The organism is Anaerostipes amylophilus (assembly GCF_025567365.1).
Lineage (GTDB): Bacteria > Bacillota > Clostridia > Lachnospirales > Lachnospiraceae > Anaerostipes > Anaerostipes amylophilus.
Map to the genome: position 1 here is coordinate 70,874 of NZ_JAOQJG010000005.1, position 24,719 is coordinate 95,592.

Sequence of the window (24,719 nt, forward strand, 5' to 3'; positions counted from 1 at the left end):
TTTATGAGTTATGTCATTTGTTTTTTACACATTTTATTGCTGTTAAATTTGCATTTTTACAATTTGTCACTGTTATTCACTTATAAAATGTGGTAAAATACATATATATTATGAAGGAGGTATGGAAAATGGCTCGTTTAAATGCCCATGACAGGCAGTCACAGATTATAGAATTATTGAATAATAATGGTTCTATGAAAGCAACTGAACTTGCAGATTATTTTTCTGTTTCCAGAGAAACGATCCGAAGAGATTTAAATACATTGAGTGAAAATGGTTCTATCAAAAAAGGATTTGGTGGTGCGATCGCTATGAACGATTTCACAACACTTCCTATTGATTCACGTTTATTAGATGAACATGATGCGAAGAAAAGAATTGTGCAAAAAGCTTTATCATTTATTCCAGATCACGGATTTATCTTTCTTGATACTGGAAGTACTACTTTAAGTCTTGCTTTACAATTAAAAAATTTATCTGGTTATACGATCATCACAAATTCAATTCCTGTATTAACCACTCTCATCGACAGTAAAAATCATTTAATCTTTCTTGGTGGGGAGTGTGATTCTGAAGTTATGGCAAGTGTTGGTGTACAGGTCATTGAACTTTTAAAGACTTTAAGAGTTGATATTGCTTTTCTAGGATCAGCAGGATTCGAACATCATCATGGACCGGCAACGAATGCATTTGCAGATGGTCAGATTAAATCATGTGCAATATCATGTTCGCAGACAAGTATCGTATTATCCGACAGCAGAAAGGCAAAATATTCTTCTTTCCAGCAATATGCTTCTTGGAGTGATATAGATTATCTGATCTCAGATACAGATTTTCCACAAGAAACTGCCTCACAGTTGCAAAAATCCACAAATGTGATCCTTGTGTAAACAAAATGAGGATTGTATTAAACATTTTGATGATCAAAAAAAGAATATCTAGCAACAGAGATCGGAGGTAGGAGCCATAAAAACTAAAATTAAAGTATTATCAGGAGCACACTTAAAATACATTGCATTTTTGTCAATGCTGATCGATCACACAAATAAGGCATTGATCTATCCAAATTTAAATGGTGGCCGATTGAATACAGTTAGTGACATATTTGACATTATCGGGAGAATTGCATTTCCAATCTTTGCATTTTTACTTGTAGAAGGTTTTTTTAAAACAAGAAGCAGGGCTAAATACCTTGCAACTTTATTAATATTCGGGGTAATTTCAGAAGTTCCTTTTGATCTGTTTACAACAAAGCAATTTTTTGAACCAAACTGGAATAACATTATGTTTACGTTAGCACTTATGCTTGTTACAATTTGGATGATCGACGTGTTAAAAAAGAAAATGGAAAAGTTTCCTAAGATATTATGGTTTTTCTTGTCATTTGTGATCCTAGCGGTCATGTGCCTGATCGCTGCCATTCTCAGCCTTGACTACGATTATCATGCAATTTTAATTGGGTATTTTTATTATATTTTTCATAGAAAAGAACTTATTGCAATTCCATTTAATTTCTTATCCATGTATAAAGAACCATGGGCACTTCTTGGATTTGGATTAGTACTTACGTATAACGGAGAACGTGGAAAACAGAATAAGCTGATCAATTATTTATTTTATCCTGTACACATGTTGATACTTGGACTGTTGAGAATATACTTAGGAATATAAGCAGAAAAAAATAGTTAAATTTGTAAGGTGGTCAACTGCAGTCTTTCAGTATATGATAAAAAATAAATAAGCAACCAATACCGTATAACATACACTCTGTGTAGTGATTTGAATAGTGTTCCGTTGTATGAGTCAGAAAGAAGATAAGAAGAAATATTTATAAGAAAAAAGGGTGACAACATGAGCACTTTTTGAATGCGTTTTTTACAAATTCGCAGCGCCCTGTGGTCGATTGTTTGAACGTAGCTGCGGGCATTTTGGCTCGCAGCAAGTGAGTTATCGAAGGAACAGGCGCGGATCAGCGATTTGTAAAAAACGCTTTCAAAAATGCGGAGTGTCATCCCTTTTTCTTATAAATATTTCTTCTTATCTTCTTTCTGACTCATACATGCAACACTACCTACAAATCAGAATTTTCGAAATCTCTGATACCTCTGTTCCACCAATTCTTCCGGCGTCATCTTATCATATTTCTCAATAAATCCAAGTATCATCTCTTTCATCTGCTCAGAAATATCCAAAATATTATCAATACTAACCGGTTCTGGTTCTTCAATCACCTGTTCGATCACACCTAACTCTTTCAAGTCCTCTGCCGTGATCTTCATAACCTTAGCTGCCTCAGAAGCTCTGTTTCCGTCTTTCCAAAGAATTGCTGCAAATCCTTCTGGGGATAAAATGGAATATGTAGAGTTCTCTAAACTCCATACTTCATTACCAATAGCCATTGCTAAGGCTCCACCGCTTCCTCCTTCTCCGATCATGATGGAAAGGATTGGTACTTTGATATTTGACATCTCGAATAAGTTTCTTGCGATTGCTTCTCCGACTCCGCCTTCTTCTGCTTCAATTCCACAGAATGCTCCTGGTGTGTCTACAAAGAGGATGATCGGACGGTGAAATTTCTCTGCCTGTTTCATCAGTCTTAAGGATTTTCGATATCCTTCTGGTGATGGCATTCCGAAATTTCGTCTGATATTTTCTTTGGTTGAGCGTCCTTTTTGTTGTCCGATGACTGTGACTGGTCTTCCGCCGATGGAAGCTAAACCACCAACGATTGCTTTGTCATCTCCAAAATAACGGTCTCCGTGTAAGGACATATATCGTTCAAAAATCGTAGAAATATAATCAAGACTTGTTGGGCGTTCTGCTGATCTTGAGATCTGCACTCTTTCCCATGGGGTAAAATTACTGCTCATATTCACAACTCCTTATGATCGTTACCAGCACTTTTCTTAATTTCTTGCGCTCTACGATCTTATCTACAAATCCATGTTCTAACAAAAATTCTGCTCGCTGGAATCCTTCTGGCAACTTCTGTCCGATCGTCTGTTCAATGACTCTCGGTCCAGCAAATCCGATCAATGCTCCTGGCTCTGCTAAGATAACATCTCCAAGCATTGCAAAACTTGCTGTAACACCTCCAGTTGTAGGATCTGTTAATACTGTGATATATAATAATCCTGCTTCATCATGGCGTTTCAATGCTGCGGATGTTTTTGCCATCTGCATCAGAGATACGATTCCTTCCTGCATTCTAGCTCCACCAGAGCATGTGAAAATGATGATCGGTAATCTCATCTGTGTTGCACGTTCAACTGCTCGTGTGATCTTCTCACCAACAACTTCTCCCATGCTTCCCATCATGAAATCTGCTCCCATGACTGCGATCACAACATCTTTTCCTAAAATCTTACCTTTTCCTGTAACGACTGCTTCATCAAGATTTGTTACAGAACGTTGACGTTCCAGTTTGTTTTTATATCCTGGGAAGTTCAGCGGATCGCTTGTATCCATCTTTGCATCCCATTCTTCAAAAGTATCTTTATCTAATACCATGGCAATTCTTGTCTTTGGACGAATTCTGAAATAACTGCCACAGACTGGACATACATAATCATTTTCGATCAGATCCTCATTATATACAGGCTTTCCACAGCAGTTACACTTCTGGAATAATCCTTCTGGTGCCTGAAATTCAAGGAGCGTATCCTTTGCTTTTCGTACACGTTCTGCCTGTTTTACTTCCTGAGGTGATAATGTCCTTTTCTTAAACATATCTTTTAATGACATGATACTCACCTTAACTTTCTTTATTTAACTTCATTTTCAGACTGATGTTTTTTCTGAAAACGTTCAATAAATCCTGTATCAACATTTCCTTCGATGAAATCTTCATCATTGATGATCTCATACTGATAATCGATATTTGTCTTCACGCCTTCTAACACAAGTTCTCCTAATGCATTGCGGAGTTTTCTTAGTGCAAGTTCACGGTTCTTATCATACACGATCAGTTTTGCGATCATGGAATCATAGTATGGCGGAATCTTGTATCCTGCGAATAATGCAGAATCAATCCTTACTCCCTTTCCTCCTGGAAAATGCACACTTGTCACAGTTCCAGGACTTGGACGGAAATCATGTTCTGTATCTTCCGCATTGATCCTCACTTCGATCGCATGTCCATGCACATGAACATCTTCCTGAGAATATGTCAGATGTTCCCCTGCTGCGATACGGATCTGTTCACGGATCAGATCGATTCCTGTAACCCATTCAGTCACTGGATGTTCTACCTGAATTCTTGTGTTCATCTCGATAAAATAGAAATCTCCGTGTTTGTCACGTAAGAATTCAATTGTTCCTGCACTGTAGTATTCTGCTGCTTTCGCTGCTTTGACTGCAATCTCACCCATCTTCTTTCGCTGTTCATCACTGATAGCTGGAGATGGTGATTCTTCGATCAGTTTCTGATGTCTCCTCTGGATGGAACAATCTCTTTCTCCAAGATGGATCGTATTTCCATATTTATCTGCAAGAATCTGGAATTCGATATGTCGTGGATCTTCGATATATTTTTCAATATACATTGTTCCATCACCAAATGCATTCTCTGCTTCTAACTTTGCTGTCTCAAAAGTATGTACGAAGTCTTCAGAGTTATAGCAGACACGCATTCCCTTTCCGCCACCACCTGCGGAAGCTTTGATCATGACTGGGTATCCCATATCATCTGCGATCTTCTGTCCTTCTTCTGCTTCATATACAGCATCTTTTGTACCAGGAACTACAGGAACTCCTGCATCCATCATCGTCTTTCTTGCTGCGGATTTGTTACCCATGCGGTCAATGATCTCTGCAGATGGACCAATGAATGTAATATTACATTTCTCACACATTCTTACAAATTTACTGTTTTCTGACAAAAATCCAAATCCTGGATGAATCGCATCCGCTCCGACTGCCATTGCAGCCCCAAGTACACGTTCCATGTCAAGATAACTGTCTTTGGCAGGTGCTGGTCCGATACAGACTGTCTGGTCTGCCAATTGGGCATGGAGTGCGTCTTTATCTGCCTCAGAGCAGATTGCAACGGACATGATATCCATCTCACGGCATGCACGAATAATACGAACCGCGATCTCTCCTCTATTTGCAATTAAAATCTTCTTAAACATTTAAGAAACCCTCTCTATCCAATCATAAACGTAATCTCTGCAGATGCTACTTTCTTTCCATCTACAGTTGCTGTCCCTTTTGCAACACCGACTGGTCCTTTGACTTTGATCATCTCAACTTCTAATGTCAGCACATCTCCAGGAACAACTTTTCCTCTGAATTTTGCTTTATTGACTCCGCCTAAGAATGCGATCTTTCCTTTATATTCATCAGCAGAAAGTGCACATACGGCTCCTGTCTGTGCTAACGCTTCAATGATCAGTACTCCAGGCATAACTGGTTCTTGTGGAAAATGTCCTGCAAAAAATGGTTCATTATATGTCACACATTTTTTACCAACGATACGTTTTCCTTCTTCCATCTCCTCAATGCGATCCACTAATAAAAATGGACTTCTGTGAGGGATTGTATTCATAATATCTTTAATATCCATTACCATAATAAATATTCTGCCTTTCTTACTGGATAACCATTAATGGCTGACCATATTCAACCATCTCGCCATTCTCAACTAAAATAGCTGCAACTGTTCCATCGTATTCGCTTTCTACTTCGTTCATAAGTTTCATTGCTTCAACGATTCCAATAACCTGTCCTTTTTTAACTTTGTCTCCAACGGATACGAATGGTTCTGCTCCTTCTGATGGCGCTGCATAAAATGTACCAACAAGTGGTGCTTTGATCTCATCTCCGTAGAGGACCTCTTCCGGCTGTTCTTCACTCTGCTCTGGCATGATCGCTGCATTCTGTACTGGAACTCCAGCAACAGATGCATCAACTGTTGCGATCTTAGCTTTTTTCTTAGCGATTCTGATTGAAAATTCTTCATTATTATATTCAAATTCATCGACATTTGCAGCGGATACTGCAGCGATCAATTCTTTCATTTCTTTGACTTCCATGTAAGTCTCCTTCTAAATTAATCTTCAAATTTCTTCACAAGAAGTGTTGCGTTATGTCCTCCAAATCCAAGGGAGTTACTCATAGCGTAATTTACCTTGCGGTCTGTTACTGGCTCTAATGTATAATCAAGATCACATTCTTCATCTGGAACTTTTAATCCAACTGTTGGATGAATGTAATCTTCTTCGATTGATTTGACACATGTGATAAATTCGATTGCACCAGCTGCTCCAAGTCCATGACCGATCATAGATTTTGTAGAGCTGATCTTCACATCATATGCATGTTCTCCTAATGCTTTCTTGATCGCTTTTGTCTCAAATAAATCATTTGCATGTGTGCTTGTTCCATGTGCATTGATATAATCTACTTTATCTGGTGTGATCTCAGCTTCGTCCATTGCAAATACCATGGCTCTTGCTGCACCTTCTCCGTCTTCGCAAGGAGATGTGATATGATATGCATCACTTGTTGCTCCATATCCAACAACCTCTGCTAAAATATTTGCTCCTCTTGCCTGTGCATGTTCAAGACTTTCTAATACAACGATTCCTGCCCCTTCACCGATGACAAATCCATCTCTTTCTTTGTCAAATGGGATAGATGCTCTCTCTGGATCATCAGATCCGCTTAATGCTGTTAATGCTGCAAATCCGCTGACTGCTACTTCTGATACCGCTGCTTCTGTTCCACCAGCTACCATCACATCTGCTTCTCCAACCTGAATAGATCTGTATGCTTCACCGATTGACTGTGTTCCTGTTGCACATGCTGTGACAACATTGATACTCTTTCCACGAAGTCCGAATGCAATAGATACATTTCCTGCTGCCATATTAGAAATCATCATTGGAACCGCCAGAGGTTTTACTCTGTTTGGTCCTTTCTGATCAAGAAGTCTTGTTGTCTTTTCGATCATCTGAAGGCTACCAACTCCACATCCTACAGAGACACCAATTCTTGTTGTATCTTCTTTCTCAAGGTCCAATCCTGCATCTTCAATTGCTTCCTTTGATGCAGCAACAGCATACTGTGAAAATAATTCCATACGTCTTGCTGCTTTTGGTTTCATATAGTCTTTTGCATTGAAGCCTTTAACTTCCGCTGCCAAATGTGCTTTATATTCTGTCGCATCAAAATATGTAATCGGTGCAAATCCGATCTTCTGCTCCTTGACACCACTCCAAAATTCTTCCACGCTGTTTCCGATCGGTGTGATCGCACCCATACCAGTTACAACGACACGTTTCATGTTCTTCATATAAAAACTCCTTTACATTCCCATTCCGCCATCAACACTGATCGTCTGGCCTGTAATATATGCTGCCTTGTCAGATGCTAAGAAAGCAACTGTTTCTGCAATATCTTTTGTCTGTCCCATTCTCTTTAACGGAATACTTGCTAATAAATTCTCTTTGACATCTTCTGGCAGTACGTCTGTCATCTCTGTTTCGATAAATCCAGGTGCGATCGCATTGACCGTGATTCCTCTGGAACCTAATTCTCTTGCAAGAGATTTTGTCATACCAATGATTCCAGCCTTAGATGCACAGTAATTGACCTGTCCTGCATTTCCCATGACCCCGGATACAGAAGACATATTGATGATATGTCCAGATTTCTGCTTTAACATGATTCTTGAAACATGTTTCATACAGTTAAATGCACCTTTTAGATTTACTTCGATGACTTTATCAAATTCTTCTTCACTCATTCTCATGATCAGGTTGTCTTTTGTGATTCCGGCATTATTTACCAGAATATCAATTGACCCAAATTCTTTCTTTACAGAAGTGATCATCTCTTTCGCAACATCAAAATCAGAGACATCTCCCTGATATGCTTTTGCATTACCGCCTGCTGCTTTGATCTCTTCTACTACCGCTTCTGCTTTATCTTTGGAACCGCAATAATTTACGATCACAGTTGCTCCATATCCTGCAAGAGTTAAAGCTGTTTCTCTTCCAATTCCGCGGCTTGCACCTGTTACGATTGCAACTTTTCCACTTAACATGATTACATGATCTCCTTTAATTTCTCTAAATCTTCTACTTTCGCAATGTTGATTGCTTTGACACTACGGTCGATCTTACGCATAAATCCACATAATGTCTTTCCTGGGCCGATCTCTACAAATGTATCTGCACCATCGGCGATCATCTTCTCAATAGATTGTTCCCAGCATACAGAAGAATAAACCTGTCTTCCAAGCAGTTTCTTGACTTCATCTTTGTTTGTGATAAATTCTGCTGTTGTATTGGATACATATGGTACCTTTGGATCATTTACTTCTACATCTACTAATACATCTAATAATTTCTCTCCCGCTGGTTTTAACATTGGAGAATGGAAAGGTCCGCTGACTTTCAGTGGAAGTACTCTCTTAGCCCCAGCTTCTTTTAATGCATCTCCAGCTTTCGCTACTGCCTCTGATTCACCAGAAATAACAATCTGTCCTGGACAGTTATAGTTTGCGATCGTTACGATTCCTTCAACGTCTGGTAAAACTGCTTCAATCGCTTCTTTTTTCATTCCAAGAACCGCTGACATTGCTCCTTCTCCTGCTGGAACAGTATCCTGCATAAGAATACCTCTCTGTCTTACCACCTTCACGGCATCTTCAAAGCTCATAACATCAGAAGCCACCAATGCACAGTATTCTCCAAGACTTAATCCAGCTGTCAGATCAGGCTTTAATCCCATTTCTTCTATCTTCTTTAAGATTGCGACACTTGCAGTTACCATAGCTGCCTGTGTATACTCTGTAATATTGATATCTTCATTCTCTTCAAAGCAAAGTTTCTTTACATCAATATCCAGAACTTCATTCGCTTTGTCGAAAATCTCTTTGCTGCATGCAAAAGAATCATAAAAATCCTTTCCCATTCCAACATACTGCGCTCCCTGTCCCGGAAACATAAATACGATTTTACCCATTATCTTTACCTCGTTGATCTATTCGTTCTTAAATAATTAGTTTGATATTCAAAATATTTTCTTCAAAAAATTGACTTATAACAAGAATGTTATAAGTCAATCTCACAATTTCTTTAGTCTTCTACACCTTTGTCTTTTAAGTAGTTGATAACATCACCAACTGTATTTAATTCTGCAAGATCATCAGATGGGATCTCAACATCATATTCTTCTTCTAATGCCATAACTAATTCAAACAAATCTAATGAATCAGCATCAAGGTCATCTTTGAAAGATGCTTCTAAAGTAACTTCATCTTCGCTTACGCTTAACTGATCCGCAATGATCTCTTTCATCTTCTCTAACATAATTATTCTCCTTCACACTCTAATTAGTTTGATTCTCAAAGTATACATTCTTCTAATGTCTTCTGTCAAGTTCTCTTGTAAAATTACTTCTATATTATACGAAACTATACATAATTATGCAAGTCTATCATTACCATTCCGTGCATCTTTTACGAAACATTTTCATATTATTCTGTATACTCTATACCAATTGCGTTTTTCACAAAATCTCCATATTTTAAACACAAACTATTCAGACTTTTATCACAGTTTGATTGGTTTTTTCCAATAAAATAAGGTTCAGCTATTGCAAAAGGAGGACAACATTTTGATAGAAGTAAAACATCTGACCAAAAAATATGGCACGCATCTCGCTGTGGATGACTTGTCATTTACAATTGAAAAAGGACGGATTTACGGTTTTCTTGGACCAAACGGAGCTGGTAAATCCACGACTATGAATATTATGACCGGATATATCGGTGCAACAAGCGGAGAGGTTATCATCAATGGGCATAACATTCTTGAAGAACCTGAAAAAGCCAAAAAATGCATCGGATATCTTCCGGAAATTCCACCATTATATCTTGATATGACTGTTTCGGAATATCTGCATTTTGTAGCAGAATTAAAGAAAATTCCGAAAACTGACCGTGATTCTCAGGTCTTAAAAGTTATGGAACTGATCAAACTTGTTAATATGAAAGACCGCTTGATCAAAAATCTTTCCAAAGGTTACCGCCAGAGAACAGGACTTGCTGCCGCAATTCTTGGTTTCCCTGATATTATCATCTTAGACGAACCAACCGTTGGGCTTGATCCAAAACAGATCATCGAAATCCGTGAACTGATTCGTACACTTGCCAAAGATCATACAGTGATCCTAAGTTCTCATATTCTTGCGGAAGTGCAGGAAATCTGTGACGATATTTTGATCATTTCCAAAGGAAAATTAGTTGCAGAAGGAAGTCCTGAGCAATTAGAAGATTTAACTCATGGAAAAGAATCTGTTGAACTTACCATTCAGGCAGATCAAGTTTCTGTAAAACAGATCCTTTCTGATATTTCTGGCATTGATGATATCAGCTGGCTGAATATCAATGAAAACAGTTGTCATATTCAGATCAATACAAGCAACGATACGCAGGAATTATGTGCGGATCTCTCTCTTGCATTTGCACAACAGAAAATGCCTGTGACACAGATGTTTGTAAATAAGGCAACTCTGGAAGATATTTTCCTTGAATTAACTGGAGGTGAAAAATAATGCTTGCTATCTACAAAAGGGAAGTCCGTTCCTATTTTAATTCCATGATCGGATGCGTATTTGCTGCATTCTTAACGATCATTGGTGGTGTATATTTTATGGTTTATAACCTTTACAGTGGTTATCCATTTTTCGCCTACTCTTTAGCGGGCGTTATTTTCATGTTACTGATCTCTGTCCCTGTTTTATCTATGAAATCATTTGCAGAGGACCGAAAAAATAAAACAGACCAGTTATTATTAACTTCTCCTGTTTCACTTGTTGAGATCGTATTAGGAAAATATTTTGCTATGGTAACTGTATTTGCAATTCCATGTATCATTTACTGTATTTTCCCACTGATCATCAAACTTCAGGGAAATGCACATTTATTAGTTGATTATTCTTCTATCCTTGCATTTTTCCTGCTTGGATGTGTGTTTATCGCAATTGGAATGTTTTTATCTTCCCTCACTGAAAGCCCCGTGATCGCAGCGATCAGTACTTGTGCAGCGTTATTTTTCTTCTATCTGTTAGATAATCTGCTACAGTACCTTCCTACTAGTGCCATCAGTAACCTTGCGATCTGGATCATCGTATTTATCTTGATCGGCTTGCTGATCTATCATATTACGAAAAATCAGATGATCGCTGGTGTGATCACAGGTATTGGTATCATTGCTGGTGTGATCATTTATTTTGTGAAAAAGACATTGCTTGAAAGTCTGTTTTCCACACTTTTAGGGCACCTTGTATTAACAGATATCTTTTATAATTTCTCACAGAATTATATTTTTGATATTGGAGGACTTCTGACTTATCTGTCGCTGATCGTCCTTCTGGTATTTTTGACTGTACAAACATTTGAGAAAAGACGTTGGAGTTAGGAGGAAATTATCGTGGATAAAATCAAAAATTTATTTCAAAGTAATGATTCGAAACATGGATCTTATACCCTCGCTATGACATCCATCGTGATCGCAATCGTTATCATTTTTAATATGATCGTAAATCTTGTCCCAGAAAATATGAGACAGATTGATATCAGCAGTACAAACATTTATGAAATTTCATCTAAGAGTGAGAAGATCATCAAAAATGTAGATGACGACGTCACTTTTTATGTATTAGCACAAAAAGACAGTACAGATAAACGTATTAAAACTTTCATCAATAAATACGCTTCATTATCAAAGAAGATTCATGTAGAATGGATCGATCCTGTGCTTCATCCATCTGCACTGACAAAATACGGAACAGAAGAAAATAATATTGTTGTATCATGCAAGAAAACAAATCGTAAGATCACAGTTTCTTTTGATGATATTTTAGTTTCTGATAGTTCTTCTTATTATAGTACTTCCTCTTCATCTGCTTCTCAGTTTGATGGGGATGGACAGCTTACAAGTGCATTAAATTATGTCACAAGCACAAAAGAATACAAAGCTTATTATACTTCTGAACATGGGGAATCTTCTCTGTCTTCCGAAGTCACAAGCCTTCTTACTAAATCAAGGATTTCCACAAGTGATCTTCTTTTAATGACTGTAACATCCATCCCTAATGACTGCGATGTCCTGATCATCGATGGACCTACAAGTGATTTTACAAAAGATGAAATCAAATTATTATCTTCTTATTTAAAAAAGGGTGGAAAAGTTGTTACATTACTAGCCCAGACAGATAAGAGTATGAAAAACTTTTACGGCTTATTAAAAGATTATGGTCTAAATGTAGAAAGCGGTTATATTGCAGATACCGAACGTTCTTATCAGGGAAATTATTACTACCTTGTTCCAAACCTTTCTGTAAGCGGTGATATGGCATCTGGTATTACATCAAACTCTGTTATGATGGTCAACTCCAAAGGTATGACACAGAGTACGCCAACAAGAGATTCCATTTCTACAGAAGCTTTCATGACAACTTCAAGCAATGGATATGCTGTCACAGATAAGAAACAGGCACAGGGAACTTATGTCCTTGGTGCGACTGCAACGGAATCTGTAAAAGTCAAAAATAGCAAAGGAAAGAAAGTTACAAAGGAAAGTCGCCTAACTGTTTACGGAAGCAACATGCTGATCGATTCACAGGTCACAAGTTCTTTCTCTTCTTTAGAGAATCTTACTTTATTCACAAACTCTGTAACTGCAAGTTTAGATAATGCCGACAATGTTTCAATCTCTCCAAAGAGTCTTGAAGTAACTTACAACACGATTGCCCACCCAGGTCCATTCAGCATCCTTGTTGTCTTCGTAATCCCACTTGCACTGATCATTGGTGGATTTGTTGTATGGTTTAAACGCAGACGCCGCTAGGAGGTTTTTATGAAGCAGAAAAAAACATTACAAATTTTACTTCTCGTATTTGCAGGACTTCTAGTCCTGTATGCGGGAATCAGTTTCTACAAGAAAAATAAATCTTCCAAAGAAGATTCCGATCAGACACTGATCACAAATTTAAAAAGTTTGACTTCCATTTCTTATAACAACAATGGAGAAACTCTTTCCTTTGAAAAAGGCAGAAACAAATGGTATTACAGCAAAAACAAAAAATACCCGATCACACAATCCTCTCTCGAAAGCCTCGCTTCCACCTTCCAGAAAGTTGAAGCTGTCAGAGAACTTAAAAATGCAGATGCTCTAAAAGATTACGGACTTGATAAGCCAACTTACACTGTAAGGGTAAAAGATAAGTCTGGAAAATCCGTTATTTATTATATCGGAAACGCAACCGGTGAAAACTATTATATTACTTATGGAGATAAATCAAAAATCTATACAGTATCTTCTGATATTGCTTCAGGTTTATCTTCCTCTTTAGACGATCTGATCACAACTGACACTTTCCCTACGCTAAGTACAGGGAACTTAAAGAAAGTACTGATCACTAAAAATGGGAAAACAACTACTTATACAAGCAAGAAGAAAAACCTCGATGGAATTGCTGGAGGATTAGGAGTCTTTACTTTCGGAGACTGCCAGAATTATTATGCAAGCCAGAGTGACTTAAAGAAATATGGTCTAGATTCTGATTCTCGAATAACTGTGGATATTACTTATAAGGATACGGATACTAAGAAGACGAAGAATATCGTACTTTATATTGGTAAGAAGGATTCTGATGAGAAAAATTATTATGTGCAGTTGAAGGGATCACATATGGTTTATTTGAGTGATAAGGATGTCGTTAAAAATATCCTTAATTAAGTTTTGATTTGCGATTGTAGTCTTTCGTGTATGTTAAAGGGGATTGACTGATAATTTTTGTATTCGTTAACAGAAAATCAAAAAGACTTAAGAACACCGATTGGATGAGATGTTTGACATCCCCTTAAATTTTCAATCTTGTGAATTGTCCACACTATAGACTTCTGGTATATGATGAAAAATAAATAAGCAAAATTCCACCGCATCGCGTTCAGTTGCTTATTTATTTTTTATCATATACTCGAAATCTACAGTTGGCCAATTACAAATTAAAATTTTTCAATATACCCCTGCACAAAAATAAACAAAACAATCAAAGGCAGAATATAAGTAATATAAATCTTCGGCCACTTTGGAAACTTAATCCCCTTTCCTTCATTAGCCTCTTTCATAAAGTTATCCCATCCCCATCCATATCGAGATACACAGAATAACAGATAAACTAATGATCCAAGTGGCAGGATATTATTGCTTACAATAAAGTCTTCTAAATCCTGAATCGTTGTTCCTACTCCTAATGGCTGGATAAAGCTCCATACGTTAAATCCTAATGCACATGGCAGGGATAATAATGTGATCACTACTGCATTAAGTGCGATGGATTTCTTAAGGCTCCATCCCCATAAATCTTGTGCAAAGGACAGAATGTTCTGGAATACTGCTATTATCGTTGATAATGCAGCAAAACTCATGAACAGGAAGAACATAGCTCCCCAGATTCTGCTTCCTGGCATTTCATTGAATACGTTTGGCAGCGTGATGAATACAAGGTTTGGGCCGCTTCCTGGGTTTACTCCGAATGCGAAACAGGCTGGGAAGATTACTAATCCAGCCATTAATGCAACTAATGTATCAAGAATGGCTACGCTGATCGCTTCTCCTGTCAATCTGCGACTTTTGTCGATGTAACTTCCAAAAATTGCGATCGCTCCGATTCCTAAACTTAATGTGAAAAATGCCTGTCCCATGGCTGCTGATACCACTGTCATAACACCTTGTTTCTTTACTGCTGCAAAGTCTGGGATCAGATAAAATTTAAGTCCTGCGGATGCTCCATCTAATGTTACGCTTCTTACGATCAAAATCAGAATCACTACAAACAGACATGACATCATAGCTGTTGTAATCTTCTCTACTCCATTTTGAAGTCCTAGTGAACATACCAAGAATCCTAATGTGGTAGCAACTAACATCCAAAAGATCAATGTCTTTGGATCAGCTAACATATTTCCAAAGATATTTTCTATCTGCTGTGGGGTTTTATTTACAAAATCACCTTTTAACATCTTAAAGAAATAACTGATCATCCATCCGGCTACAGTTGTGTAAAACATCATCAGTACATAGTTACCTGCCATACCAAAATAGCTGTACCAGTGCCATTTACTTCCGGCTGGTTCTAATTTCTGAAATGATGTTGCAATACTTCTCTGACTGGCTCTTCCGACTGCATATTCCATGACCATGATCGGTAATCCTAAAATGATCAGGAAAAATAAATAGATCAGTACGAATGCAGCCCCACCATACTGTCCTGTAATAAATGGAAATCTCCATACGTTTCCAAGCCCGATCGCACATCCGGCTGAAATCAGGAGAAATCCGATTCTTGATGAAAATTTTTCTCTATTTTCCAAGCTACTTTCCTCATTTCTATAATATAATTTTGGGATATCACAGAATTTTATTGTATCATAGCTTGTTTTATTTTGGAACCAGATTTTTTGTATACATTTCTGTTAACAGCACCGAAAGAGAAGGTTCTGAATTCATCGCTCTCTTCGTTTTGCAGTAGATCAAGAAAGTTTTTAAACTTTTGATTTTACCCCAATTTCCATTGCTTTTACAATATTTTTTCTGTATAATTATTTTATGATATTTGTGTGTGCAGATACCCATTTGTATCTGCACTTCCTTATATTACCAATTATATTTATATGGACTTAAGGAGGATTTATTTATGGTAACATGGAACAACCTTGATACTTTGAAATCTTATGACAAACTTAAAGAACTCAAAGGTCATGTAGACATCAAAGAAGCTATGGCAGGTGAAAACGGAGCAAAACGTGTCGCTGAATACACAGTACCTATGGCTTCTGGATTAAATTTTAACTACGCTGCAAAACAGGTAGACGATGAAGTACTTAACGTATTAGCTGAATTAGCTGAAGAACAGCAGTTAGTTGACAAATTTGAAGAATTATATAATGGAGCTGTGATCAACACTGGAGAACAGCGTCTGGTTCTTCATCATTTAGCACGTAGACAGCTTGGTAAAGATGTCATTGTTGATGGTGTCAACAAACGTGATTTCTATGTTGAACAGCAGAAGAAAGCAGCTGACTTTGCAAACAAAGTACATGCTGGTGAAATTACAAACGAAGCTGGTGAAAAGTTCACTACAGTTGTACAGATCGGTATCGGTGGTAGTGATCTAGGACCTCGTGCTTTATATATTGCTCTTGAGAATTGGGCTAAGACAAATGGATTTGATAAAATGGAAGCTAAATTCATCAGTAATGTTGACCCTGATGATGCAGCTGCTGTTTTAAATTCTATTGATGTTTCTCGTTCTTTATTTATCGTTGTATCTAAATCAGGAACAACTTTAGAGACATTAACAAACGAAGCTTTCGTTAAAGATGCTTTAGTAAAAGCTGGATTAAACCCTTCTAAGCATATGTTAACTGCAACAAGTGAGACTTCTCCTTTAGCTAAGAGTGATGATTATCTTCAAGCATTCTTCATGGATGACTTTATCGGTGGACGTTACTCTTCTGTTTCCGCTGTAGGTGGAGTAATCCTTTCTCTTGCATTTGGACCAGAAGTCTTCGCAAGAATCCTTAATGGTATGGCTGATGAAGACAAACTTGCTACAAACAAAAACATCAAAGAAAACCCTGACTTATTAGATGCCTTGATCGGTGTTTATGAAAGAAACGTACAGGGATATCCTGAAACAGCGGTATTACCATACTCTCAGGCATTAAGCCGTTTCCCTGCACATTTACAGCAGTGTGACATGGAATCTAATGGTAAATCTGTTAACCGTTTTGGTGAACGTGTAAACTATGTAACAGGACCTATCATCTTTGGTGAACCTGGTACAAACGGACAGCATTCTTTCTATCAGTTATTACATCAGGGAACTGATATCGTTCCTTTACAGTTTGTTGGATTCAAAGACAGCCAGATTGGTACAGATGTTGTAATCGAAGGAAGTACAAGCCAGAAGAAATTATGTGCCAACGTTGCAGCTCAGATCGTTGCATTTGCTTGTGGTAAAGATGATGAAAACAAGAACAAGAACTTCGAAGGTGGTCGTCCATCAAGTATTATCATCGGAGATCAGTTAACTCCTGAATCTCTTGGATCTCTCTTAGCTCATTTTGAGAATAAGATCATGTTCCAGGGATTCGTATGGAATGTAAACAGCTTCGACCAGGAAGGTGTACAGCTTGGTAAATTACTTGCAAAACGTGTGCTTGCACATGATACAGATGGTGCTTTGAAAGCTTATAGTGATTTATTTGAAATCTAATAGATATTATCTAACTTTATAATGCAGAAGATGCACACAGCTGATATTTCTCATGCTGTGTGCTTTTTCTTATGCTATAATACTCATGTGTTGATATTTTATCTTCACCTGCATCTTCTTATACAAACGAATATACTGCAAAGGGTGTGCCTTACTATTATATGATCGATAATGGACATATCCTGGCAGGTTCTTTTTGGAAACCTAATAAAAACCGTTATTCTATTCCTTTAAACTGCCAGCTTGTAAAGATTCTTCAAAAATACGGATTTGAACGTGGACTCTGGGGATCCAGAAAAGACTATATGCATTTTTCATATTTTGGAACTTAATATTTTAGGATTTAAGTGATAAAAGATAAGTTTTCAACAAAAAAGAACTGACGCACTTGTCAGTTCTTTTTATATTATATAAAAAGCCGAAAACCGGACTTGAACCGGCGACCCCTTCATTACGAGTGAAGTGCTCTACCAACTGAGCTATTTCGGCGTATATAAAAGCACAGATATGCTGAATCTATGCTCCTTTTGTAAGATAACCTTCAATCTTGCTGACTGCTTCTTCCTCATCTGCTCCGTCAGCTACGACTGTCAAATCTTCTAAACGATCTAAGTCTAACCCTAGACTCATCATTCCCATCATACTTTTTACATTGACTTGCTTATTCCCTGTCTCGAATAAAATCTTGCTCTCAAACTGGCTTGCCATCTGTACAAGAAAAGCTATTGGTCTATCTTCTTCTCTTAAGGCTACTTCCACTTTGACATTCTTTGAAATCATTCCTGTCCTCCCAATCTCATCTCTTCCGCAATCCGTCCAATCTTCTTCAATCGGTGATTCACACCTGACTTACCGACTGGCGGTTCTAGCATATCTCCAAGTTCTTTTAGTGTAGCTTCCGGGTGTTCCAGACGTAATCTTGCAATATCCTGCAACCCTTGATCTAAAAAACGGAGGCCTTTGTGCTTATCAATATATTCAATATCTTCCACCTGTTTGACTGCGGCAGAAACCGTCTTATTAATATTCGCTGTTTCGCAATTGACACGACGGTTTACTTTATTACGCATATCTTTCAGGATTCTAACATTCTCAAGTTCCATCAAGGCAATGTGTGCTTCCATAATATTCAACACATCTACGATCTTTGATCCTTCTTTCATGTATACTACATAGTATTTCTTACGCAAAACAATTTTAGCATCTAAATCAAAAAAATTCAAGACTTCTTTTAACTGTTCTGCGGTCTGCTCATCTGTAGAGACGACTTCAAAGTGATAATTCTTCTCAGGATCACTCATGGAACCGGCTGCTTGAAAAGCTCCTCGAATATATGCCCGCTTACAACATGTGTTTTGTAAAACCAACCCAAATTCCCGTAGGTCTAAAAGTTTCACTGTTTTCAATATTAAAACACAATCATTATGCTTGTCAACACTTATCGTATAATTTCGACTTCTTTTTAGAAATTCGTTGCGCCCGACATCAATCTTTGCATGAATATCAAACACTTCTTTTAAAAGTGTATAAAAACGTTTTGCAGCAGATACTGTCTCTGTCTGAATCTGTATCGTATAATTATCTGGTTCAAGACCGATATCTCCGCCAAATTTCAAAAAGCCGGCAATTTCCGCAATCTTGCAATGTCTGGCACTCGTTTCATTTCTTGATAATTCTTCTTTTATATTACTTGAAAATGACATTTGCTACCTCATAATATCTCTATGCTCAACTTTAACAGAATATGGCAGACGTTTTAATTTTTCTGCCAACTTATTTGTAATCGTAACAGATCGGTGTTTTCCACCTGTACATCCAATCCCAATAACAAGATTATACTTGCCTTCCTTGATATAATTTGGAATCAGAAATTCCATCATATCGTTTAATTTTTCAAGAAATTCTACTGATTCCTGATGTTCCATCACAAAATCCTGAATTGCTTTGTCATTTCCAGTGAGTGGTCGAAGTTCCAGATCGTAATATGGATTCGGAAGAAATCGTACATCAAAAACCAAATCCACATCTGCTGGAATTCCGTATTTGAACCCAAAAGAAACAACTGCAATCTGGAATCGTTCCCCTTCTTCACCTTCAACAAAAATGTGATTGATCTCCTCTTTTAATTCTTTTGTGAGAAGCTGACTTGTGTCGATAACATAATCCGCTTTCTCCTGTAAAAATTTCATGATCTCACGTTCTTTTGCGATTCCATCTTCGACTCTTCCATCTCTTGATAATGGATGATTTCTTCTTGTCTCTTTATATCTTTTTAATAAAATACGATTGCTTGCATTTAGATAGAGAATCTCATATTTAATCCCTGCTTCTTTGATTTCTTTTAATTTCTGCTCTAATTCGCCGATTCCTTCTCCGTTACGGATATCAATCCCAAGTGCAGCATTTTCTATCTTGGCAGTCTTATCTAATAACATTTCTGCAAATTTATCAAGCAATGCCACTGGAAGATTATCAACACAAAAATATCCAACATCTTCTAACATCTTTAACGCACTGCTTTTTCCTGCTCCCGACATTCCTGTTACAATTACAAATCTCATCTTCGCTGCTCCTTCTTAGAATCTTCTTATCTAGAACCTTCCAACTCGTTTTACTTCCGGTTCCATCGTAACTCCAAACTGTTCTTTTACTTTATCTGCTACATCACTGATCAACTGCATAACATCTGCTGCTGTGGCGTTTCCACGATTGATCACGAAACCACTGTGTTTCTCTGATACCTGGGCATCTCCAACCTGATATCCCTTTAATCCAGCATCCTGAATCAGTTTTCCTGCAAAATATCCTTCTGGACGTTTAAATGTACTTCCTGCACTTGGATATTCCAATGGCTGTTTTGTTTTTCTCGCTAAAGCATACTCATCCATCTTTGCCTTAATTTCTTCTTTATTGCCTTTCTCCAGAGCGATCACACCTTCTAAGACAACATACTCGTTCTTAAGAACATTGCTTGTACGATATCCAAGTTCTAATTCTTCTGCTTTCAGAGTTTTGATCTCTCCATCTTTTGTAAGAACCTTAACTTCTTTTAATACCTGTACCATTTCACCGCCATATGCACCTGCGTTCATTACAACTGCACCACCAAATGTTCCCGGAATTCCTCCTGCGAATTCAAAACCTGTCAGTTCTTCATTCAATGCCGCTTTGGATGTGGAACTTAATAATGTTCCTGCTTTTACGGTAAGTTCATTTCCGTTGACTTCAATTCCACTGTAGTTTTTGTAAATCTGAAGAACAATACCATCCATTCCATCATCTGCAACTAAAAGGTTACTTCCATTTCCTAAAACAAATAATGGAATTCCTTCTTCTTTTGCAAAACGACAGACTGCTTCAATCTCTTCAATACTCTCTGGTGCTGCAAAAATATCTGCTGGTCCTCCAATGCGGAATGTTGTGTGTTTCTTCATTGGTTCATTGCTTAAAATATATTTCTCTGGTATGATCTGTTTTAATTTATCGATCTTTACGTCCATAATTTCTCCATTCTATCTGTACTTATGAAAGCATCAGGCTGGCTGCACCATAGATTCCTGCATCATTTCCAAGTGTTGCCAGAACAAATTTTGTTTCCTGTGCTTTTCCAAATGTATATGTCTTATAATGTGCATTGATCGCATCTAAAAGGATCTGTCCAGCTTTGGATACTCCTCCTCCGATCACAAATACTTCTGGATCTACCATCAATGCAATATTTCCTGCTGCAAGTGCTAATTTCTTACCAAGATTGTCTACCTGTGTGGCTGCAAATTCATCTCCTGCTTTGGCTGCATCGAAAATGTCTTTTGATGTTACTTCAGTAATGTCTTTCAGTGTAGTTGATTTCTCGTATTTTTTGAGTGCTTTCTTTGTCTCATATACGATTCCTGTAGCTGAAGCATAAAGCTCTAAACATCCTGTTTTTCCACAATTGCACACTCGATCATCAAAAGGATCCACAGTCATATGGCCGATCTCTCCTCCATATCCACGACTTCCGTCAACAATCTTTCCATCAATGATGATTCCACCACCGACTCCAGTTCCAAGAGTGATCATAACTGCACTGTTATATTTCGCTGCTGCACCCATCCAGATCTCTCCTAATGCTGCTGCGTTTGCATCATTTGTTGCTTTGACAGGGCATCCTGTAAGTTTTGACAACTCACCTGCCACATCAACACTTCCCCATCCAAGATTTACACATTCATTTACCCTTGCAAATTCCAAAACTGCACCTGGAACTCCGGCTCCAATCCCGATCACATCCTCACGTGTAAGATCATTCTCTTTCATATGATCATTCACTGCTGTTGCGATATCTGAAATAATATTCTTTCCATTATCTTCTGTTCTTGTCTTGATCTCCCATTTTTCTTTTAATGTTCCATCTTCTGCAAACAGTCCCATCTTTATAGTTGTTCCACCGATATCAATTCCATAGATATATTTCATGCAATTATTCCTCCATCTGCCCTGTAACACGTTTATAAAGCTCTTCTGCCGCATTATATCCCATCTTCTTCTGTCTGTGGTTGATCGCTGCTGCCTCTACGATGATTGCCAGATTTCGTCCTGGACGGATCGGAAGTGTATGTGCCGCAACTTTATTTCCTAAATATTCTACATATTTCTCTTCCAGTCCTAAGCGATCGTAATCTGCATCTTTATTCCAGTCTTCCAATTGAATAACCAGATCAATCTCCTGTTCCATCTTCACACTCTCAACACCATACAGATTCTTAACATCAATAATTCCGATTCCTCGTAGTTCAATAAAGAATCGTGTAACTTCCGGTGATGTCCCGATCAAAGTCTTTTTGCTAACTCTCTTAATCTCTACCACATCATCAGATACCAATCGATGTCCTCTTCGTATTAATTCCAAAGCAGCTTCACTCTTACCAATTCCACTTTCACCCGTGATCAGAATACCTTCTCCAAATACATCGACCAAAACACCATGAATCGTAATACTTGGTGCTAATACAACACCAAGCCATCGGATAACTTCTGCCATAAACTCTGATGTTGAATCCTGTGAAATAAGAACTGGTACACTATATTTCTTGGCAATATCTAACAGCATCTCACTTGGATGAAGGTTTCTGCAAAATACGATCGCTGGAATTCCGGCCCCAATAAATCTATTATAAATATTTTTTGCATTTTCAACATCTTTCTCTACTTCTTCAATAAATAAATGCTCTGCTTTTCCAATGATCTGCACACGATTCTTTGCAAAGTTTTCAAAGAATCCTGCCAGTTGCAATGCAGGTCTGTTGATCTCAGCCTGTTCAATATAAACTTCTCTAGAATTGATCTCTGGTGTGACTTCTTTTAAATTTAATTCCTTTACCATATCATATACTGATACTTTATGCTCTTTATCCATAATTCTTCTCACTTTCTGCACCTTTGATTACCGGTCTCTTTATTTATTGTAACATATTTCTTCTTTACTTGGAAACGTGAAAAAATTCATAAATTGCCTGGGCTGTGCTTTGATTCATACCTGGAACATTTAAAAGTTCCTCAATCTCTGCTGTCTTAATCTGACTGATATCTTTAAAATACTTCATCAGTTCTTTTCGTCTTTTGGGTCCAACTCCTTTGATATCATCAAGAACAGAATGCACCTGCCCTTTTGCACGCAGTGAACGATGATATTCAATCGCAAAGCGATGGGCTTCGTCCTGTATTCTTGTCACGAGTAAAAAGGCTTCACTATTAGGCGGGAACATAATTTCCTCATTATTATAATACAATCCTCTTGTTCTATGATTATCATCCTTAACCATTCCACAGACTGGAATATCAAGTTTTAATTCATCTAACACTCTGAGTGCAACATTAACCTGACCCTTTCCTCCATCCATCATCAAAATATCTGGAAATTTGGTAAAACCTCCAAGTTCTGTATCCTTCCCTTGTTCTTTTAATTCTTCCAGTTCCTTCTTCCCATGGAGAAATCTTCTCGTAAGAACTTCCTGCATACTCGCATAATCATCTGGACCTTCGATAGTTCTTAAACGGAACTTACGGTAATCTCTTCTTCTTGCTTTTCCTTTTTCAAATACGACCATGGATGCAACTGTTTGAAATCCGCTGATATTTGAAATATCAAATGCTTCCATTCGATTTAAACCTTTTATTCCAAGCAGTTTTTCAATTTCATGAACCGCCCCGATCGTTCTTTTTTCTTCACGTTTGATCTTCTCACGATCCATTCGCAGTACATTCTGAGCATTTTCTTTTGCCATCTCTACCATCTTATGTTTCTGTCCACGTACTGGTATCTTAAAATGCACTTTGGCTCCACGCTTCTTTGACAGCCATTCTTCAATAATCTCTTTCTCTGCAATGTCATGTTCAAGAAAAATTTCTCCAGGAAGATATGGCGTTCCTGCATAAAACTGTTTTACAAAAGCCCCTAAAACTTCCTCTTTTGAACTTTCCTCATCTGCTTCCATATGAAAATGTTCCCTTCCAAGAAGTTTTCCTTTGCGGATAAAGAAAATTGATACTACAACGTCTTTGTCATCCTCTGCCATTGCAATAATATCTCGATCTTCAAAAGCATAGGTATTGATCTTCTGACGGTCCATGATTCGCTCAATACTCTTAAGGAGATTTCTGTATTCCATCGCCTGTTCAAACTCCAGTTCATCCGATGCCTTTTGCATTTTCTCCTGAAGCATCTTTGCAACCTGTTTGTAATTTCCATTTAAAAACCTTAATGTTTCATCAATCTGCTTTGCATAATCTTCCTTTGATATATACCCCTGACATGGTGCATTACACTGCTTGATCTGATAATACAGACATGGCCTGTCCTTTCCCGTATCTTTCGGTAATCTGCGGTTACATGTACGGATTTTAAATATCTTTCGAAGCAGTTCAATCGTATCATTTACCGCTCCCGCACTTGTATAAGGTCCAAAATATTTGCTTCCATCAGCCTTCATCTTTCTAGCCAGCATGATCCTTGGAAATTCTTCATTGGTTGTCACTTTGATATAGGGATATCCTTTGTCATCTTTTAGTTTGGTATTGTATTTGGGATGATGCTCTTTGATCAGATTATTCTCAAGCACCAACGCTTCTAGTTCAGAATCTGTAATAATATATTCAAAATAAGCAACATTTTTTACCATGTGCTGAATCTTCACAGAGAGATTCCTGCTGTCCTGAAAGTACTGACGCACACGATTACATAACTTGATCGCTTTTCCAACATAAATGATCTCATCTTTACTGTTATGCATCAGATAAACTCCGGGCTTCGCCGGAAGTTTCTTCAATTCTTCCTGAATATCAAACATGAACTTCCCTCCATCTCTATTTTGTATCTTTTGGGGTTGCAAAATACACTTAAGCTTTATCATAGCATAAATTGGGGGTTAAAAAAAGTGGGA

23 protein-coding genes, 1 tRNA gene and 1 pseudogene are annotated in these 24,719 nt (G+C 37.7%); 8 read left to right on the top strand and 17 right to left on the bottom strand.

Going from position 1 to position 24,719, the window contains the following annotated elements:
• Window positions 1–128: 128 nt before the first annotated feature.
• Together OCV53_RS08250 and OCV53_RS08255 are read left to right on the top strand one after the other, a co-directional pair.
• Window positions 129–890, top strand: a complete 762-nt coding sequence (locus OCV53_RS08250) for a DeoR/GlpR family DNA-binding transcription regulator (protein WP_055197641.1) — start codon at window positions 129–131, stop codon at window positions 888–890.
• 76 nt (window positions 891–966) lie between these two features.
• The gene (locus tag OCV53_RS08255) at window positions 967–1,671 is read left to right on the top strand and encodes a TraX family protein (protein ID WP_081020085.1); all 705 of its coding nucleotides are present in this window, start codon (window positions 967–969) and stop codon (window positions 1,669–1,671) included.
• Window positions 1,672–2,078: 407 nt separating this feature from the next.
• Here the strand turns inward: OCV53_RS08255 and OCV53_RS12440 are convergent.
• The 8 genes and pseudogenes from OCV53_RS12440 to acpP form a co-directional block, all read right to left on the bottom strand.
• Window positions 2,079–3,744: pseudogene (locus tag OCV53_RS12440) on the bottom strand (acetyl-CoA carboxylase carboxyltransferase subunit alpha).
• Between the two features lie 20 nt (window positions 3,745–3,764).
• Window positions 3,765–5,132, bottom strand: coding sequence for an acetyl-CoA carboxylase biotin carboxylase subunit (locus OCV53_RS08265; RefSeq protein ID WP_055197649.1), 1,368 nt, complete (start codon window positions 5,130–5,132; stop codon window positions 3,765–3,767).
• A gap of 14 nt (window positions 5,133–5,146) precedes the next feature.
• Complete coding sequence (gene fabZ, locus OCV53_RS08270) at window positions 5,147–5,572, bottom strand: 3-hydroxyacyl-ACP dehydratase FabZ (protein ID WP_055197651.1); 426 nt, start codon at window positions 5,570–5,572, stop codon at window positions 5,147–5,149.
• 19 nt (window positions 5,573–5,591) lie between these two features.
• A complete protein-coding gene (gene accB, locus OCV53_RS08275) occupies window positions 5,592–6,035 on the bottom strand; it encodes an acetyl-CoA carboxylase biotin carboxyl carrier protein (RefSeq protein WP_055197653.1) in 444 nt (147 codons plus the stop codon).
• A 17-nt stretch (window positions 6,036–6,052) separates the two neighbouring features.
• On the bottom strand, window positions 6,053–7,297 hold the full coding sequence (gene fabF, locus OCV53_RS08280) for a beta-ketoacyl-ACP synthase II (protein WP_081020087.1): 1,245 nt from the start codon (window positions 7,295–7,297) through the stop codon (window positions 6,053–6,055).
• A gap of 12 nt (window positions 7,298–7,309) precedes the next feature.
• Window positions 7,310–8,050, bottom strand: coding sequence for a 3-oxoacyl-[acyl-carrier-protein] reductase (gene fabG, locus OCV53_RS08285; RefSeq protein WP_055197655.1), 741 nt, complete (start codon window positions 8,048–8,050; stop codon window positions 7,310–7,312).
• Window positions 8,051–8,052: 2 nt separating this feature from the next.
• Entirely contained in the window at window positions 8,053–8,973 is a 921-nt protein-coding gene (gene fabD, locus OCV53_RS08290; RefSeq protein ID WP_055197657.1) for an ACP S-malonyltransferase, read from the bottom strand.
• Between the two features lie 113 nt (window positions 8,974–9,086).
• Window positions 9,087–9,320 (bottom strand): acyl carrier protein, encoded by a 234-nt coding sequence (gene acpP, locus OCV53_RS08295; RefSeq protein WP_055197659.1) that lies wholly within the window; start codon window positions 9,318–9,320, stop codon window positions 9,087–9,089.
• Window positions 9,321–9,627: 307 nt separating this feature from the next.
• Between acpP and OCV53_RS08300 the strand changes: the two genes are divergently transcribed.
• The 4 genes from OCV53_RS08300 to OCV53_RS08315 are packed head-to-tail and all read left to right on the top strand — an operon-like array spanning window position 9,628 to window position 13,754.
• On the top strand, window positions 9,628–10,566 hold the full coding sequence (locus OCV53_RS08300) for an ABC transporter ATP-binding protein (RefSeq protein WP_055197661.1): 939 nt from the start codon (window positions 9,628–9,630) through the stop codon (window positions 10,564–10,566).
• Window positions 10,566–11,432 (top strand): ABC transporter permease, encoded by an 867-nt coding sequence (locus OCV53_RS08305; protein ID WP_055197663.1) that lies wholly within the window; start codon window positions 10,566–10,568, stop codon window positions 11,430–11,432. The genes OCV53_RS08300 and OCV53_RS08305 overlap by 1 nt, the downstream gene beginning before the upstream one ends.
• A gap of 12 nt (window positions 11,433–11,444) precedes the next feature.
• Window positions 11,445–12,863, top strand: a complete 1,419-nt coding sequence (locus tag OCV53_RS08310) for a DUF7088 domain-containing protein (protein ID WP_055197665.1) — start codon at window positions 11,445–11,447, stop codon at window positions 12,861–12,863.
• A gap of 9 nt (window positions 12,864–12,872) precedes the next feature.
• The gene (locus OCV53_RS08315; protein WP_055197667.1) at window positions 12,873–13,754 is read left to right on the top strand and encodes a DUF4340 domain-containing protein; all 882 of its coding nucleotides are present in this window, start codon (window positions 12,873–12,875) and stop codon (window positions 13,752–13,754) included.
• 269 nt (window positions 13,755–14,023) lie between these two features.
• Here the strand turns inward: OCV53_RS08315 and OCV53_RS08320 are convergent, their stop codons facing one another.
• Window positions 14,024–15,391: a sodium-dependent transporter gene (locus tag OCV53_RS08320; protein ID WP_022375327.1), complete on the bottom strand. Its 1,368-nt coding sequence runs from the start codon at window positions 15,389–15,391 to the stop codon at window positions 14,024–14,026.
• A gap of 323 nt (window positions 15,392–15,714) precedes the next feature.
• Here OCV53_RS08320 and OCV53_RS08325 point away from each other — a divergent pair, with 323 nt between their 5' ends.
• Window positions 15,715–17,298: a glucose-6-phosphate isomerase gene (locus OCV53_RS08325; RefSeq protein WP_022375328.1), complete on the top strand. Its 1,584-nt coding sequence runs from the start codon at window positions 15,715–15,717 to the stop codon at window positions 17,296–17,298.
• A gap of 161 nt (window positions 17,299–17,459) precedes the next feature.
• On the top strand, window positions 17,460–17,630 hold the full coding sequence (locus tag OCV53_RS08330) for a M15 family metallopeptidase (RefSeq protein WP_242852143.1): 171 nt from the start codon (window positions 17,460–17,462) through the stop codon (window positions 17,628–17,630).
• Between the two features lie 84 nt (window positions 17,631–17,714).
• Here OCV53_RS08330 and OCV53_RS08335 read toward each other — a convergent pair.
• The 8 genes from OCV53_RS08335 to uvrC form a co-directional block, all read right to left on the bottom strand.
• Window positions 17,715–17,787 (bottom strand) — tRNA-Thr (locus tag OCV53_RS08335).
• A 27-nt stretch (window positions 17,788–17,814) separates the two neighbouring features.
• The gene (locus OCV53_RS08340) at window positions 17,815–18,078 is read right to left on the bottom strand and encodes an HPr family phosphocarrier protein (protein WP_022375329.1); all 264 of its coding nucleotides are present in this window, start codon (window positions 18,076–18,078) and stop codon (window positions 17,815–17,817) included.
• On the bottom strand, window positions 18,075–19,001 hold the full coding sequence (gene whiA, locus OCV53_RS08345) for a DNA-binding protein WhiA (protein WP_055197670.1): 927 nt from the start codon (window positions 18,999–19,001) through the stop codon (window positions 18,075–18,077). The genes OCV53_RS08340 and whiA overlap by 4 nt, the downstream gene beginning before the upstream one ends.
• Window positions 19,002–19,004: 3 nt before the next feature.
• Window positions 19,005–19,859: an RNase adapter RapZ gene (rapZ, locus tag OCV53_RS08350; RefSeq protein WP_055197671.1), complete on the bottom strand. Its 855-nt coding sequence runs from the start codon at window positions 19,857–19,859 to the stop codon at window positions 19,005–19,007.
• A gap of 30 nt (window positions 19,860–19,889) precedes the next feature.
• Complete coding sequence (gene murB, locus OCV53_RS08355) at window positions 19,890–20,798, bottom strand: UDP-N-acetylmuramate dehydrogenase (protein WP_055197673.1); 909 nt, start codon at window positions 20,796–20,798, stop codon at window positions 19,890–19,892.
• Between the two features lie 22 nt (window positions 20,799–20,820).
• The gene (locus OCV53_RS08360) at window positions 20,821–21,756 is read right to left on the bottom strand and encodes an ROK family glucokinase (RefSeq protein WP_022375333.1); all 936 of its coding nucleotides are present in this window, start codon (window positions 21,754–21,756) and stop codon (window positions 20,821–20,823) included.
• Window positions 21,757–21,760: 4 nt separating this feature from the next.
• Entirely contained in the window at window positions 21,761–22,696 is a 936-nt protein-coding gene (hprK, locus tag OCV53_RS08365; RefSeq protein WP_022375334.1) for an HPr(Ser) kinase/phosphatase, read from the bottom strand.
• A 64-nt stretch (window positions 22,697–22,760) separates the two neighbouring features.
• Window positions 22,761–24,626, bottom strand: a complete 1,866-nt coding sequence (uvrC, locus tag OCV53_RS08370; protein WP_055197675.1) for an excinuclease ABC subunit UvrC — start codon at window positions 24,624–24,626, stop codon at window positions 22,761–22,763.
• Window positions 24,627–24,719 lie beyond the last annotated feature (93 nt).